We start from the raw sequence: 15020 nt of genomic DNA on the forward strand, positions 1-15020 counted from the left end.
GCCCCTTTCCTAGTATTCTATGTCTTTACCTAAAATCTTAAATTGAACGAATGAGATCAGGGCAATAACCGCTGCCAGAAGTAAGGATTGGGCCGCTGCCTCACCAAACTCGAAATATGTGAACGCATTGTTAAAGATCAACAATCCTACCATAGTTGTGGCATGGTCCGGTCCGCCGCCTGTCATCAGATAAGCGTTCTGGAACACCTGGAAGGAACCAATGGCCCCTGTAACCAGCAGGAATAGCGTGGTTGGCTTAAGGAAAGGGATGACAATAAACCGCAGCTTTTGCAAAAATGTCGCTCCATCAATGTCAGCTGCTTCATAATAACTGTTATCAATACTGAGCAATGCAGCCAGATAGATAATGATCGCTGTACCATGACTTGACAGCCAGGACATTAATACAAGTGAAAACATGGCCGTTGCACTGGAACCAAGCCAGTTCTGATTACTGATTCCAAAAAATCCAACCACTTGATTGGCAATACCTGATTTTAACGGATCAAAGATCCACAGCCATACGACAGCAAGCGATACCCCTGAAGCTACAGCCGGCAAATAATACACTGCTTTGAATATAGTTTGTGTTCTTTTCTTAAAAGGCATAATCAGAATGGCCACAAGGAACGACAGCAAAATATTAAATGGAACGGTTAACAGCGTATAGACTAAGGTATTCTTCAATGCTTTCCAGAACAGCTCATCTGAAAAGGAATTGACGAAGTTCTCCAGGCCGACATAAGTGGACCCTAACGGACGATATTCCTGCAGGCTGATTATAAAGGCATTGATTACCGGATAGGCAGTAAATAAAGAAAACGCGATAAGTGCTACTGCGATAAACGCGTATCCCCAGCCAGAGTCACTTTCGAGCTTCAGCTTCTTTCTTTTGGTCAACATTTGATTCATTGGGCCGCACCTCTCTTCTTCAAAAAAATACCTTCTGCTTGCTTACATTCAGAAGGAAAGCTGTACGTCTAAGCTTCGTACAGCTTTCACTTTACAGGCCAGTCTATATGGCAATCTAGTCCGCGACCACACCATCTTCACCGAAGGATTTGACGGCAGCTGCTTTAACTGCATCATACATCTCTTGCGGGGTAATCTCATCGGCAAGCAAGGCCTGCAGTTTAGGAATGATCACTTCTGTTTCAATTTTGAGCGCTTCAGCAGCCTGCTCCGTAGGAATATCTGTACGGGCCGGGAGCGCTTTGGCCATCATAGCTTGACCTGCAGCAACGTTGTCTTCGTTACGCGGGAACTTTTCAAGCACTTCTGCCTTACGTGCAGACTCGGTAATTGGTGTTAAGAACAGCTCATTACTGTAGTTGGCAGCAATCGAACCGGAGGACAGGAAGTTCATCGCCAGGGCAATATTTTTGATATGCTCTTCTGAAGGCTCTTTTTTACCGCGGAGTGCGATATAACCATCCACTATGGAAGTAGGGATATAATCGGCACCGTTGAAGGTTGGTACCGGAAGTGAAATGTAATCCACTTCGATAGAATCCGCAACAGCTGATCCATCGTTCGCTTTAATTTTCTCATTGTTCAGACGGGCGGAGTTTTCAAATGCCGACAAGCCTTTACCGGTGATCATCGTTTGGCCGGTCAGGAACATATTCCAGCGTTTGCCGGCATCGATGGAGCTTAGCTCTTTAGGCATAGAACCATCGTCGATCATTTCACGGATCGCTGTCAGCAGGCCCAGGAATTTTTTGCTTGTATACGTGTATTTGAGGTCATTGTCGAAGTAATCCGGCAGACCTGCCGTTTTAGCAAGAATCGCCAGGTAATCTTTAGAGGTTACACCGGATGTCGCGAATACGAAACCGTAACGGCTGGTTTCACCTTTATCATTTTTTACTACGCCTTTTGCAATAGCTTTCCGGAACTCATCATAGGTCCAGCCGTTTTGCTGAACACTCTTCCAGTCAATTCCGGCTTCTTCAAGGAATTGTTTATTACCGCCGATCGTGTGGATTTCCATATACGCCGGCAGGCCGTACTGGGCGTCACCCAATTGAAAGTATTTCATTGGAACTTCGTCATAATCCGCTTTAATTTCGTCAGATAGGACTGGGTTCAGATCGATTAGTACATCTAGTGCTGCATATTTCGAAAGTCCGGATGCACCGATCCAGGCAATATCCGGAGGGGAGCCTGCATTGACTTGTGTATCCAGCTTTTGTGTCATATCTTCCCAGCTGGCCGGTTCGATTTTCAGCGTCAAATTAGGATGCAGTGCATTAAATTCTTTTTCCATATCAGCAAAACGGGCCTGGTAATTAGCCGATACCGGAGGTAATAATGCGGTGATCGTATCTTTTCCCGCACCGCTGCTGCCTGTGTTTCCGGAGTTTGAAGAATCCGCAGTGTTATTTGCTTTCCCTCCACAGGCGGATAACAGCGACATCATCATGATTGCGGACAAAAGTAGCTTTGAACCGTTTCTTTTTTTCATCGATAGCAGCCTCCTTAGTTTTCAAAAGCATCCATCCGGTGATTCCATTTCCTGCGCCTTAATTCAATGATAGGATCGCTTGTTTCAGGCGTCCTCCATTGGCTTCAAGCGCTGCTTCTGCCGCCTTTGCGTCTAACCCCGTTTTAATCATCATGATGGCCAGCTTACAATTCATTCCTGCCTTTTCAAGCGTCTCTGAGGCGGCTTGGGTGTCTACACCCGTCGTATTCATAATAATGCGGAGGGAGCGGTCTACCAGCTTGAAATTGCTGGCTTTTAAATCAACCATTAAGTTGTTATACGTTTTACCTAACTTGACCATAGTACATGTGGTCAGCATATTAAGCACCAGCTTTTGAGCCGTTCCCGCCTTTAACCGGGTCGAGCCGCTAATGACCTCCGGTCCTACAACAGGTGAAATACAAATATCTGCAATGGGTTCAAACTTGGAGTCCTTGTTGTTGCACACCCCGATGGTAGCTGCCCCAAGCTCCTTCGCCTTCGCCAAAGCTGCAATCACAAATTTGGCACTCCCGCTTGCCGAAATGCCTATAACTACATCCTGGTCTGTCACCCCGATGCTTTCGGCTAATGCGGTCCCTTCCTCCTCATCGTCTTCACAGCCTTCAACCGCACTCCGTAAAGCAATATCACCCCCAGCGATATATCCTTGTACCATGGAAGGATCTGTACCAAAGGTAGGAGGACATTCGGAAGCGTCCAAAACACCCAATCTTCCGGATGTGCCGGCTCCTATGTAAAACATTCTCCCGCCAGCAGACAGCCTGTGGTGCAGAATATCTACCGCCCTTGCAATCTGCGGGATTTCGTTGGCGACGGCTGCGGAGACCAGAGCATCCTGCTGATTCATTAACTGGACCATTTGTTCAGTCGTACATTCATCAATCATCAGGGTGTCCGGATTTACGGCCTCTGTGGTTAATCCCGCAAGGTAGTCATTCATAGTCATCCTCCTTCTGGTTAAATATAAATTACAAATATCTAACAACTTGTGTTAGAATACCATACATTTATTAATTTTATACTAATGTATATCCCAAAAATCGTCAATAGATTTTGAAATAAAATTTTATTTATGAGTATTATTCCGATTTTTTATTTCATTGTCTTGCATAATCAGTTATATCACATTTATAAAGCGCTTACAATATACAATTTCCACTTTTGTCAAACGTTATTATCACTCCTTCTGCCGTATTCTTGAAAAACGAATCATCAGATTCGTCAAAACCAATCATTTGATGATGCAGATAATCTGACATGGCTAAGGGAATTAAAAAAGCATTGACCGATGATCGATCAATGCTTCCTCCAAATCCATTCACTTGTCAGAACTTAATATCTGAGTTTTTTCTTCAAAATATTATGCGTATTGGTCAAAGAGGTTTTTACCTGCTCGTATTCTGCACTGGCAACCCCGGCAAACAGGATGTCGATGATCGTCAGCATTGCAATACGCGAGCCCATGGCGCCGCTGCGGATCGTTATTTCAGGGGTAGATATGCTAAGAACAATATCCGCCCGCACTGCAAGCTCACTTTTGTTGTACCGGGTAACCGCAATACAAGTCGCTTTATTCTTCTGGGCAATGATCAGGGCATCGATAATGTCACTGGTTGCACCAGAGTTCGAAACAAAAATGGCCACATCATCTTTGCCGAGTAAGGTTGCTGCAGTAAGCTGGCTATGGCCATCCGTATAAGCATGACACATCTTGTTAATGCGCGAGAATTTCTGTTCCCCGTCCATACACACGATTCCTGATGCCCCTATGCCAAAGAAAACAATTCTTTTGCTATGGCACAGCACTTCTACTGCTCTTGCAATCTCTTTCCGGTCAACCACACTAAGTGTGTCCTCAATGGATTTCATGTTATTAAGTGAAATATTTGAAATAATGGTCGAGAGCTCGTCACCCGGCTGAATATCTGTATATTGGGCCTTTGCATCCTCATCACGGGAACCCAAAGAAGCCGATATACTCACAATAAAATTGCGGTATCCGCTGTAGCCCATTGTTTTACAGAACCGCAGGACTGAGGCATCACTTGTTTTACTCGATTGGGCCAATTCCTTAATGGATAAATGGGGAATCTCTTCTTTGTTCTCCAGAATATAATCCCCGACCAGCCGTTCAACCGGAGTAAAGCTGTCCCGCATTTCACGAATCTTGATTAATATATTGTCATTTAAATTCATAATCTACCTACTCAAGATTTATTGAATATCATAGATATTATCATAAACAATACAGGTGGCCCATTTCAATAGCAAAACCATATTGGCACACTTAATTCCTATTATCAATCAGAACTAACCAATCAAACAAAAAGCTCCTGAACCGTCAAAAAGACGGATTCAAGAGCTGATTCATTCTTAAGGTAATGCGGTCAAGAGGACTCGAACCTCCACGATATTGCTACCACTGGCACCTGAAGCCAGCGCGTCTGCCAATTCCGCCATGACCGCATATTCAGTTGACTTGCTTGCGCAGTCACAAGATAGATCTTACCATGCCGGAATTATGAAGTCAAGTTTATTTTAATGTAAATTTCGTTCCATAAATTGCAAGTAAAATATTGCTTTTATTTGCGGATCCGGTGTATAATGAGAACAAAGGTTCGCATACTATAAATGAGGTGATTTATAATGGCGATTACCAAGAGACACCCCCTAAATACACCAACAATCCCTGAGAATATAACCAAAGATGAATTGTCCCTGGTCAGAAGCTATCTGCTGCTAACGTTTATTCATAAAGTATTTGAACGGGACTGCCGTGCCATCGGCAAGAGCGGTCTGTTCAAGACTCCCCAGCTCTACATGGAGCTGGTATCCAGCGCTACCAAGAAGACATCCCTGATGCTGCAGGAGGTTACCCGCGAGCTGACCGTGAGTCAGCTCAAGATCAGCACTGTGCGCCAGGATCAGCGCGGAGTTACCGCCGAGTATAACTGCCGGGGCTATGTTGGCGAGATCCATATTCTATGGCCCGGCTTCCGTAATGAAATGATGCAGCGTATGCGCGCCTACCTCGGACTGGGTGCCGAGCTTGCCTCTGTCCTTCCCCGGGAAGAACAAGTCGAACAGTTGGCCATGTCCATCTAAGCCGCACCTTGTAATGGATTGTACTGCTGACATAAGAGCCTCGTCCTATTCTGGACGAGGCTCTTGGTGCGGGTGCAGATCAATATATGATACGTTGACGGGGAGTGGTTTGATTAGACTTTGTCGTCTGGAGTACAGGTACAGGTAGCTCCACGCGAGCAATTGTAATCGGTTTTTCGATTACATTTGGAGCAGGTGCCTCCACGCGAGCCATTGTAATCGGTTTTTCGATTACATTTGGAGCAGGTACCTCCGCGCGAGCAATTGTAATCGGTTTTTCGATTACATTTGGAGCAGGCACCTCCGCGCGAGCAATTGTAATCGGTTTTTCGATTACATTTGGTCCAGCTACCTCCACACGACCCATTGTAATCGGTTTTTCGATTACATTTGGTCCAGCTACCTTCGCGCGAGCCATTGTAATCGGTTTTTCGATTACATTTGACCCAAGTGGCACCCCGGCCCTTTCCTGCCGTTAACCGGCACAATGCTTTTCCTTACTTCACAACCTTCTCGAGCTGCTTCGATCCTGCCTCCGGGAACAGCTTCGCCGTATGCTCCATGATTCGCTCCCTGGAAGCCCCGGGCTGATCGTTGTAACGTGAAGTCACATAGTCTGCTCCGAATACATGCTCACTCACGGCATAACGCCCGATTCCCCAGCCGTAGGGACGGCCATGCTTGTCCTTCTTATAGTCGAATTTGCTGGCTGTAATGTAGGTCTGCATCTGAAGCAGCGTCATGGCTGTGTCGAAGCCCTTGGCACCTTTGGCCGCGAAGCCGGACAGTCCTTTGAGGTCACTGGAGAGCAGCCCCTCCTCATGCTCCAGCAGCACATCCATGATTCGTTTGCTGGCCATGGAGGCCAGTCCGTCATCATATCTGGCATCGAAATCATAACCGTCCCGGCGGTAATTGGCGAAGTCCGGATACCATTCTCTGCTGATGAAACCAGCCTTCTTGTTAAAAAGCTTCGCATAAGCGATCTCGCCCCCGGCCGCAATCTCCTCGCGCCATTCCCACGGCCCGATTATATCCTTCACGAACCAGTAGCCCGCAGGCGTGCATTCCTCCAGAGAGAAGCCTGCGATCTCACAGCGGAACAAGGGCAGGTACCCGATCTCCCGCACCAGCGCGGCCAGTTCCCCGGCATTCTTTATAACCGGCAGCTTCATAATTGCCCTCCTGGGTGGTAGGTCCAGCCCCCGTCTCCGTGGTAAATCATCTGCTTGCTCATCCCGCCATCGATTGTAATATTCTCGCCCGTTATGAATCCCGCAGCCTCACTGCACAGGAACAGCACCATGGCCGCGATATCCGCCGGAGTTCCGACCCGTCCCGCAGGATGCTGCAGCCGGTCAGGCTCTGTATGAACCGGCTCCGCCGATTCCTCTGTACCGTGATAAGCGGTGGTATCAATCCAGCCCGGGCTGACGGCATTAACCCTGGCCTTACCGGCCAGACTTACACTAAGGGCGTGGGTCAATGCACCGATTCCGCCTTTGGCCGCAGTATAACTCTCGGTATCCGGCTGCGACATCCGCTCCCGGCTGGAGGAGATATTCACAATAGAAGCTCCTTGAGCAAAATACGGCTTAAGCCGCAGCGTCAGATAATATGGCGCTGTCACTCCGATCCGCTGCACATACTCGAAATCCTCATAGCTGCACTCGGACTGCAGCCCTTTACGGCTGATACAGGCATTGTTAATCAGGAAATCCACCCGTCCGTAGCGGCTGATTACCTGTGCGGTGAAATCATCCAGCACGGACTGCTGCGCAATATCGCCCGCATAGAAGAACAGCCGCTCTGTGCCATACCGCTCCTCCAGCCAGCGCCCGGCGGCTGAATCCGTATCGATGCAGGCAACCACTGCTCCGGCCTTCAGTAATTCCCCGGTGATGCAGCGCCCGATTCCGCCCGCCCCGCCGGTGACGATCGCTATTTTATTATGATGGCTCATCGTGGCCTCCGTTCTCCGCTCATTCTGGGGTATAGGCTTCCGGTCTGGGTTCGCTCACCGGCTGATACAAGTATCTCCGGTCCAGCTTCACCACATGCTTGTTCGGACGCCGGATCATCACCTGGGTCTCGTCCCAGGCCAGCACGATCCCTCTGATATCATTGCTCGCCAGCCCGTCGCGCACGACTCTTACCCGCTCACCGGAAATCCGGTAGGCATCCAGTTGTTCATCGCTGATCATAATTCTCTTTCCCCTCTCTAGCCTTAGCTTGTCCAAACTTAACCTGAATCCGGTCATGAAAAAGACCCAAATGAGTATCATCCGGGTCTAGTTACGTTTCAAAGCAATCTGTATGTCTTATGAAGTTCCTATATCAGCGCTTCATTCTTCTCAAACCAGAAGTCAAGAACTTTAGCGGACATCACACGTTGTTCCAGATATTCGACCTGATGCTCTGTGAATGTCTGTCTCCAGCTGAACGACAGCTCTTCACACAAACTTGTGATTGTCAAAAGCTCTGACCAAGCAACATAACGTTTGTACCAGAAAAACTGAGGATGTTCGATCATATAGGGATACAAATCGTCGAACTCCGTGTGTTTGCAATCCAGCGCACGTTCGAAGTGATCCTTAGCCTCGGTTAGTTTATCAATAAAAAATTGCTCTGTCACCGGTTCATTCCCCATTGTGACGCCTCCTCTCTCATGTCTAATTTTTATTATAAAGGAAAACTTATAGGGTGAAAAGCAGATGTTTGAAAAATAGGCTATGTTCCTGTTATTGTCACTTACACCTTATCCAAAAACGATGGTCCCGTCATTAAGGGAGGTAATATCAACAAGGGATTCCAGACGGATTCCCTGTTCGCGGATCGTGCGGGCACCGGCCTGGAAGCTTTTTTCGACCACTACGCCAAGGCCCACCAGTTCGGCTCCTGAACGCTGGATAATCTTAATCAGGCCGCGGGCCGCGTCGCCGTTGGCGATAATATCATCGATGAAGAGGATTTTGTCATCCTCCGAGATGAACTGGCGGGACAGCATGATGTCCGTAACAATTCCTTTGGTAAAAGATGGAACCCGTTCGCAAAGAGCATCGGGATCAGCCAGCAGCGTTTTTTTGCGGCGGGCAAACACCAGCGGCACTTTCATCTCATACGCGGTGGCAAATGCCACGGCAATCCCCGAGGATTCCACAGTCACTACGCGAGTAACTCCAGCCTCAGCAAATCTGCGGGCAAATTCCCGTCCCATTTCCATCGTCAGCATCGGATCGACCTGGTGGTTAAGCAATCCGTCCAGCTTCAGCACCTGATCCGAGACGACTACGCCTTCCTCCAAAATCCGCTGTTTCAATAATTCCATAATTGTAAACCTCCATTACCCTTTATAGACGTTCCACCGAAATCGCACCTGTTCGTCCAGGCGGAAGTCATGTCCCTCTGTTCCTCATCATAACCTGTACTATGCGGACTACACAAGGCTATATCCTTGCAGGCCCCGCGATTATAAACTTCGCAGCATTCATAAGGAGGCTAAGCATGAAGTCACATGTCCGCACATTACAGATCGCTTTCACTTATATCGGCACCATTGTCGGCGCCGGATTCGCTACCGGCCAGGAAATCCTCCGTTTTTTCACCAGATACGGCCACTGGGCGCTGCTGACGATTCTATTCTCTGCCGCTCTCTTTATCTGGCTGGGCACCAAAATGATGATCATCGCCCGGAAAATCTCTGCTGACTCGTATGAGGATTTCAACCGCCACCTGTTCGGAGCCAAGGCCGGGACCATCATCAGCCTGTTTACCATGATTATTCTGATCGGGGTGAATAGCATCATGCTGGCAGGCGCCGGGGCGATCTTCAAGGAGCATCTCGGCCTTCCCTATCAGGCGGGGCTGCTTCTGACTATCCTCGGATCTTACTTGCTGCTGAAGCGCGGCATTTCCGGCATTCTGCAGATCAACAGCCTCGTGGTGCCCCTGATGCTTACTTTGTCGCTAATCCTTGTCTGCAATACGCTGGGCGTTGCGGGAGCCGAACGCTTCCTCTTCCTGCCCACCGATTACAGCAGCATCAACGCCTGGATCTCTCCGCTGCTCTATACCTCGTTCAACCTTGGCATGGCCCAGGCTGTGCTGGTTCCGCTGGCCCGTCATACGGATGACGAACGTGCGCTGGTGCGCGGCGGTATTCTGGGCGGAGCGGGCATCGGGTTCATGCTGCTGGCAGCTCATTTTGCCATGAGCTCGCAGATGCCGGGCATCCTGCAGTTCGAGATTCCGATGGGAAGCATCGCCATCCGGCTGGGTCCGGTGGTGCAAATGATTTTTCTGCTGCTGATCTTCATGGAAATCTTCAGCACCTTCGTCGCGGGTATCTACGGGGTAAGCGTACAGCTCCAGCAGCGGCTCCCCGTCGCCCCTGCGCTGGTCGCCCCGCTGCTGATGCTGATCTGCTATGTGTTCAGCCAATTCGGCTTCAGCTCGCTGCTGGGCATCTTCTACCCGATCTTCGGCGCGCTGTGTCTAATATGGGTGGTCATGCTGGTGCGTTCCCCCATGTCTCCGCCGCCAGGGCAGGGCAAGCCCCCAGCAGGAGGAGCGGGCGGCAAAAAGCAGGGGATTACGATTGTCAGCATCAAGCCTGCGATCCGGACTACACGGAAATAACTGCTGCCGCAGGGATGATGCCCGCCACAGCTTCGGCGACATGGCGGTGGCAGGTCATCATGACGATCTGCCGGGAAGCCGACAGCTCGCCAAGGAGAGCCAGAGCCGCGTGAAGCCGGTGTTCATCGAAGTTAACGAACAGATCATCGAAGAACAGCGGCAGATTCACCTTGCTGCTCATCGTTTCTGCCAGTGCCAGCCGGATCGCCAGATACAGCTGCTCCGCGGTTCCCCGGCTGAGCAGCCCGCTATCCAGCAGTCCGGCATCTTTATGTTCAGCCTTCAGCTCCTTATGCCCCAGCGTCATCACGATCCGGCGGTATTCCCCGTGCGTGAGCTTCGAGAAATACACGGAGGCCAGTTGCAGCACCTGAGGCTGCTTCTCCTGTTCATAGATCCGGCGCGTCCGGCCCATCAGCTCGGCGGCCAGCACTGTTACCGCATATTGCCCGGCCAGGTTACGCAGTGCCGCCCGCTGCTCCTCCAGCTGCTGGAGGGCAGTGTCTTCCTTGCCGCGCTCCGTCAACGCTTCCCGTTCCTGCAACAGCTTGCCGCGCTGCTCAAGCAGTGCGCTCCGCTCCTCTTCAAGCTCGGCCGCCGCTTCTTCCGCAGCCTGACGCTCCTGCTCAAGCCGCCCGGCATCCAGATGCTCCAGCAGACTAAGCAGCTCCGCCCGGCCTTCGTCATCCCATCCGCTGAACATCGCCAGCTCCGCTTGACGCACGGACCGCGCAACCTCTATCCGTCTTAGCCACGCAGAGGAACGGCGCAGGAACTGCTCTCCGTTCCCGGCACCGCCTTCCTCCAGCAGCTTCGAGCACCGCAGGTTCAATTCCGTCTGCTCTCTGTGATTCGCTGTCAGTTCCTCCCGGACTTCAGCCAGCCGCGCCTCCACACTCTCTCTGCGCAGCAGCTCCGCCTTCAGCTGATCCCACTCCCGCTTCCGCAGCTCCAGCCAGGTTAAGAGGGCGGCTGGGGTAGGATGATAGGCAGTAGGATTGGTGGCGGGTCGACGATGCTGATCAGTAGACTCGGTAGCGGGTAGCTGGTGCTGTTCAGTAGGTTTGCTAGGTGATGGCGTCTGATAAGCAGATAAATCACTTGCGGATAGCAGCTGCTGGTCAATTGACGCGGTTGCCGATAGCGGATGCTGCTCTGTAGACTCCCTAGCGCGCTGCGATTGCTGCTCAGCTATATAGGGAATAGTATCTGGCCGGCCGGTCCCCGCAGCTGCAAGCAGCTTCAGCCCTTCCTGCTCATATAGCGCACATTCCGCCGCCAATCCGCTAAGCCGCGCAGACCATTTGGCCTCCTGGCGCAGCAGCTCATGGCCCTGCTCTGCCAGGGCGAAGATATCCGGCAGGCCGTCCGGCGACAGCCCTTCGGGGAGTCTCCGCTGACGCAGCCATTCTTCGTAGCGTGCCGCCAGCTCTGTGAAGCGGGCCTCCGCTTCCTCCAGCTCGCCGGTCAGCACCTGCTCCTGTCCGCTCAGCTGTGCAAGCTCCGTCCGGCAGGCCTCGACCTCAGCGGCCTGCCGGTCTACGCGCTGGCGCCAGGTGCCCCAGGCCTCCATCAGCCGGCGCAGCTCGCGCATCCCGGCCTCCAGCCCGCTGGCGTCCGGGCTGTTGCCGGTTGCTGCGCTGCCGCGCTCCCCGGCAGCGAGCAACTGCCCGCGCAGCCGCAGCATCTCCGCTGCGGCCTTGCCCGCCTCCCCGCCGCCCGGCTCCGGCGGGGAACTAGCCGCCCCCGCTGCGCGCAGGGCGGCCCAGAGCCACAGGTCCGCTGCGGCCAGCAGGCCGAGCGCGGACCACGCGCTGACCGGCGGCGCGCCGGTCAAGAGCAGCGCAGGCGGCAGCAGCAGCGTAAGCGCTGCGACCGCCTGCAGGAAGCGCCGGTAGCGTGCCGCCCGGCGCCCGTTCGCGCCGGGGCGGCTGCCCCCGGCGGTATCCCCGCGGCGCGAGGCTGACGCGCCGCCCTCCAGGCCGAGCTGCGCTTCGCGCCAGCGCTCGGCGGCCTGCTGCAGCTCGTCCCAGAGCTGCACCAGTTCACGCGGGCTGTGCGGAGCTAAGCCCGCGAAGTCCGCCGCGCCGCTGGCGTGCTCCTGCGCCAGCAGGCGCTCGGCCGCCTGCAGCGCAGCAGCGGCGGCGGCCTTGCGGGCGCGGAGGCTCAGCAGCTCCGCGCCCCGGGTCTCCATTTGCCGGTCATACCCGGCAAAGGAGGCGGCGTAACGCCGCGCGGCCTCGCGGTCTGCGGCGGCCGGGGTGAAGCCCGCAAGCTCTGCGGCATCCCAGCCTGCGCCAATGCTGCGCAGCAGGCGTTCGAGCTGCTCCTGCAGAGCCGTCAGCTCCGCCTGAATCCGCTGCTGCTCCGCCCGCTTGTCCTCATAGCTGCTGCGGCTGCGGTCCAGCGCTTCGAGCGCAGACCCCTGCTCCGCAAGCAGAGGATCAGGCGGATTCGCCGCAAGCTCTGCGGTAAGCTCCGCCGTAAGCCGTTCCAGCCGGAACGCTGCACCCTGCAAGCTGCGCAGATCGGCTTCCAGTGACCTCCAGCGTTCCGCCCCGTTATCCGGGAACGATGCAATCACAGGAAGCTCCTCCAGCTCCAGCCGGCCTTCGCTCCATTTCAGCCACAGCTCCCGGATGTCCTGCGCCTTGCGCAGCTTCATCAGCCTTGCTCCGGCGAGCTCGCGGTCCAGCTTCATCTGCTCCAGCTGCTGCTCCGCAGCTTCCAGAGCCAGGGTGTTCCCGTTATATCTCGGCAGATAAGAGCGGCTCTCCGCTACCTCCTGCTCCAGCTTCCCGATAGACTGTAGAATTCTGGCCGCCTCCTGGACCTTGCCACGCGGCTTGTAGAGCTTCTCGGCCTCCTGGACCAGACGCTTCTCGGCCCGCATAATCTCCCCGCCGCCGCCCATCCCGGCATGGAACAGGTAGCTGCTCATTTCCCCGGACTGCAAGGCACCCAGCTCCTGCAGCTCGTCAAGCGAGACAGCGAACAGCTGGCGGAACATGCTCCGGGAGATGCCGCCAAGCAGACGCCGCTCCAGCTCCGCCTGATTCAGCTCCTCCGTGCGGCCATCCGGATGGAGGATGGCAATATGCAGCTTCTCCGCTCTGCCCGGCCCGGCGCCACCGGAAGCATACCGGCGGATGGTCCATAATGCGCCGGACTCGTCCCTTGCTTCCAGCACCCCGCCGTGCGTCCCTCCTTGCAGCGGCTCGTACCGTTCAGCCGGATTCCCCCGGCCGGGGATGCCGTACAACATGGCACGGATGAACTGCAGGGTCGTGCTTTTACCAGCCTCGTTGCGTCCGAACAGAACCGTGACCCCTTCATTCAGTCCGATCTCCCGCTGAGCCAGCCTTCCGTAGCCGCCTATCCGCAATGAATCGATCTTCATTCCTCTACCTCCCCGCCTGGCTGTCCATCGCCATCTCCTGCATGCGCAGCAGAATACGCCTTGCCTTCTTCCTCAGCATTCAGCAGCGTCCCGCCCTCTTCCAGTCTGCTCAGCAGGGTGATTCCCAGCTCTGCTGCACCTCTCAGCCATTCCTGCTTCTCTTCGGCTCCTACGGATAACAACAGCCTGCGCAGCTCCTGATTCTCCATCAGCGGTCTCAGCGCAGTAGCGACCAGCTCGTCAAGCTCTGCCGCATTCCCGCTACTGCGCCCGGCAAGCCGCAGCATTTCACCCAGGAAGCTGTCCTCCAGAAGCAAGTGTTCCCGGTCAACCGCAAGTCCCGTTTCGATGGAGAAGCCTTCCGTCCAGACCAAGCCCGCATATTCCTTGCGCACCGCGCGCACAGTTTCCCGCCGCTGGAGCTCGGTGAGCAGATCATCCGCCGCCCCCTTTTCAGCCAGCACCTTATGTATTTCGCCCCGCCCGGTCAGACGGAACCTGACCACAGACATCATCTGCGGAGTCTCTCTGCGGATATCTTCCACTGCATTCTCTACAGCTAGGGTCCACTCTGCCTCGTCAGCCAATCCTTCAATAGAGAGCTCGCGGACCTGCCAGCGTACACTGTCCAGTTCATGGAAATCCAGCCGGGCGGCACCCTCTGCACTGACATCCACCGTATAACAGCCTTTTGGCCCGGTCTCCTTAATGCTTCTTCCTTGAATGTTGCCCGGATATACGATAGGCGGATGCTCATGGAGAATACTCCGCTTATGAATATGCCCCAGCGCCCAATAGTCATAGCCTCTGCCGATCAGATCCTTCCGGGTGCACGGGGAGTACGTCTCATGCTGGAGATCCCCGTCCACATTGCCGTGCAGCAGGGCGATGTGGAACAGGCTGCTGCCCGGCTGGCGGCTGAAGCGCAGAGCTGTATTCTCTGTCACTTTGGAGGTCGGATAGGAGATGCCGCTAACCACAGCTACCTCCCGTCCGTCTTCCCTGCGGCGGGCAGTAACGCGCTCCGGCTCACTGCCGCCGAATACCGTAACATGGGCAGGCGATGCCGAGCTAAGGCGAGGGCCGTCCAGCGGATCATGGTTACCGTGGATCAGGAATACCTGAATCCCGTGGCGTCCGAGTTCCTCCAAGGCCTCCCGGAACCGGAGCTGCCCCTGAAGCGAAGCATCCGAGACATCGTAGACATCGCCGCTAATCACCACGAAATCCACCTTTTGCAGGATGGCTACGCCAACAAGCCGCCCGAGGGCGGCAAAGGTGGACTCCCGGAGATAGGAGCGGATATCCTGCGGGAGATGGACCAGACCGGCGAACCGGCTGTCCAGATGCAGATCCGCAGCATGCAGGAAACGAAAAGGAATCATA

At 53.8% G+C, this 15020-nt stretch carries 13 protein-coding genes and 1 tRNA gene; 2 read left to right on the plus strand and 12 right to left on the minus strand.

Annotated features, from left to right (window positions below):
- Positions 1–9 precede the first annotated feature (9 nt).
- The 5 genes from MKX42_RS22315 to MKX42_RS22335 all read right to left on the minus strand — a co-directional run bounded on the left by MKX42_RS22315 (position 10) and on the right by MKX42_RS22335 (position 4957).
- Positions 10–912: a carbohydrate ABC transporter permease gene (locus MKX42_RS22315; protein WP_340754697.1), complete on the minus strand. Its 903-nt coding sequence runs from the start codon at positions 910–912 to the stop codon at positions 10–12.
- Between the two features lie 115 nt (positions 913–1027).
- Complete coding sequence (locus MKX42_RS22320; RefSeq protein WP_340754699.1) at positions 1028–2467, minus strand: ABC transporter substrate-binding protein; 1440 nt, start codon at positions 2465–2467, stop codon at positions 1028–1030.
- A gap of 58 nt (positions 2468–2525) precedes the next feature.
- A complete protein-coding gene (murQ, locus tag MKX42_RS22325; RefSeq protein WP_340754701.1) occupies positions 2526–3431 on the minus strand; it encodes an N-acetylmuramic acid 6-phosphate etherase in 906 nt (301 codons plus the stop codon).
- A gap of 392 nt (positions 3432–3823) precedes the next feature.
- Complete coding sequence (locus MKX42_RS22330) at positions 3824–4687, minus strand: MurR/RpiR family transcriptional regulator (RefSeq protein ID WP_340754703.1); 864 nt, start codon at positions 4685–4687, stop codon at positions 3824–3826.
- A gap of 186 nt (positions 4688–4873) precedes the next feature.
- Positions 4874–4957: transfer RNA gene (locus MKX42_RS22335), tRNA-Leu, on the minus strand.
- A 180-nt stretch (positions 4958–5137) separates the two neighbouring features.
- Here MKX42_RS22335 and MKX42_RS22340 point away from each other — a divergent pair.
- Positions 5138–5596, plus strand: coding sequence for a hypothetical protein (locus tag MKX42_RS22340; protein WP_340754705.1), 459 nt, complete (start codon positions 5138–5140; stop codon positions 5594–5596).
- Between the two features lie 497 nt (positions 5597–6093).
- Here the strand turns inward: MKX42_RS22340 and MKX42_RS22345 are convergent, their stop codons facing one another.
- The 5 genes from MKX42_RS22345 to MKX42_RS22365 all read right to left on the minus strand — a co-directional run bounded on the left by MKX42_RS22345 (position 6094) and on the right by MKX42_RS22365 (position 8924).
- Positions 6094–6771, minus strand: a complete 678-nt coding sequence (locus MKX42_RS22345) for an AlkZ-related protein (RefSeq protein ID WP_340754707.1) — start codon at positions 6769–6771, stop codon at positions 6094–6096.
- On the minus strand, positions 6768–7559 hold the full coding sequence (locus MKX42_RS22350) for an SDR family oxidoreductase (RefSeq protein ID WP_340754709.1): 792 nt from the start codon (positions 7557–7559) through the stop codon (positions 6768–6770). Before MKX42_RS22350 ends, MKX42_RS22345 begins: the two co-directional genes overlap by 4 nt.
- A 19-nt stretch (positions 7560–7578) precedes the next feature.
- Positions 7579–7800 (minus strand): hypothetical protein, encoded by a 222-nt coding sequence (locus MKX42_RS22355; RefSeq protein WP_340754711.1) that lies wholly within the window; start codon positions 7798–7800, stop codon positions 7579–7581.
- A gap of 128 nt (positions 7801–7928) precedes the next feature.
- Positions 7929–8246 (minus strand): hypothetical protein, encoded by a 318-nt coding sequence (locus MKX42_RS22360; RefSeq protein WP_340754713.1) that lies wholly within the window; start codon positions 8244–8246, stop codon positions 7929–7931.
- A gap of 108 nt (positions 8247–8354) precedes the next feature.
- Positions 8355–8924, minus strand: coding sequence for a xanthine phosphoribosyltransferase (locus MKX42_RS22365; RefSeq protein ID WP_036725092.1), 570 nt, complete (start codon positions 8922–8924; stop codon positions 8355–8357).
- Between the two features lie 176 nt (positions 8925–9100).
- On the opposite strand from MKX42_RS22365, the gene MKX42_RS22370 reads away from it, so the two are divergent.
- The gene (locus MKX42_RS22370; RefSeq protein WP_340754715.1) at positions 9101–10234 is read left to right on the plus strand and encodes a YkvI family membrane protein; all 1134 of its coding nucleotides are present in this window, start codon (positions 9101–9103) and stop codon (positions 10232–10234) included.
- Here MKX42_RS22370 and MKX42_RS22375 read toward each other — a convergent pair.
- Positions 10221–13634, minus strand: coding sequence for an AAA family ATPase (locus tag MKX42_RS22375; protein ID WP_340754717.1), 3414 nt, complete (start codon positions 13632–13634; stop codon positions 10221–10223). The genes MKX42_RS22370 and MKX42_RS22375 overlap by 14 nt on opposite strands.
- Positions 13631–15019, minus strand: coding sequence for a metallophosphoesterase family protein (locus MKX42_RS22380; protein ID WP_340754719.1), 1389 nt, complete (start codon positions 15017–15019; stop codon positions 13631–13633). Before MKX42_RS22380 ends, MKX42_RS22375 begins: the two co-directional genes overlap by 4 nt.
- Position 15020: the final 1 nt, after the last annotated feature.

The sequence above is a fragment of the Paenibacillus sp. FSL R7-0204 genome, from assembly GCF_038002225.1.
Classification (GTDB): domain Bacteria; phylum Bacillota; class Bacilli; order Paenibacillales; family Paenibacillaceae; genus Paenibacillus_AQ.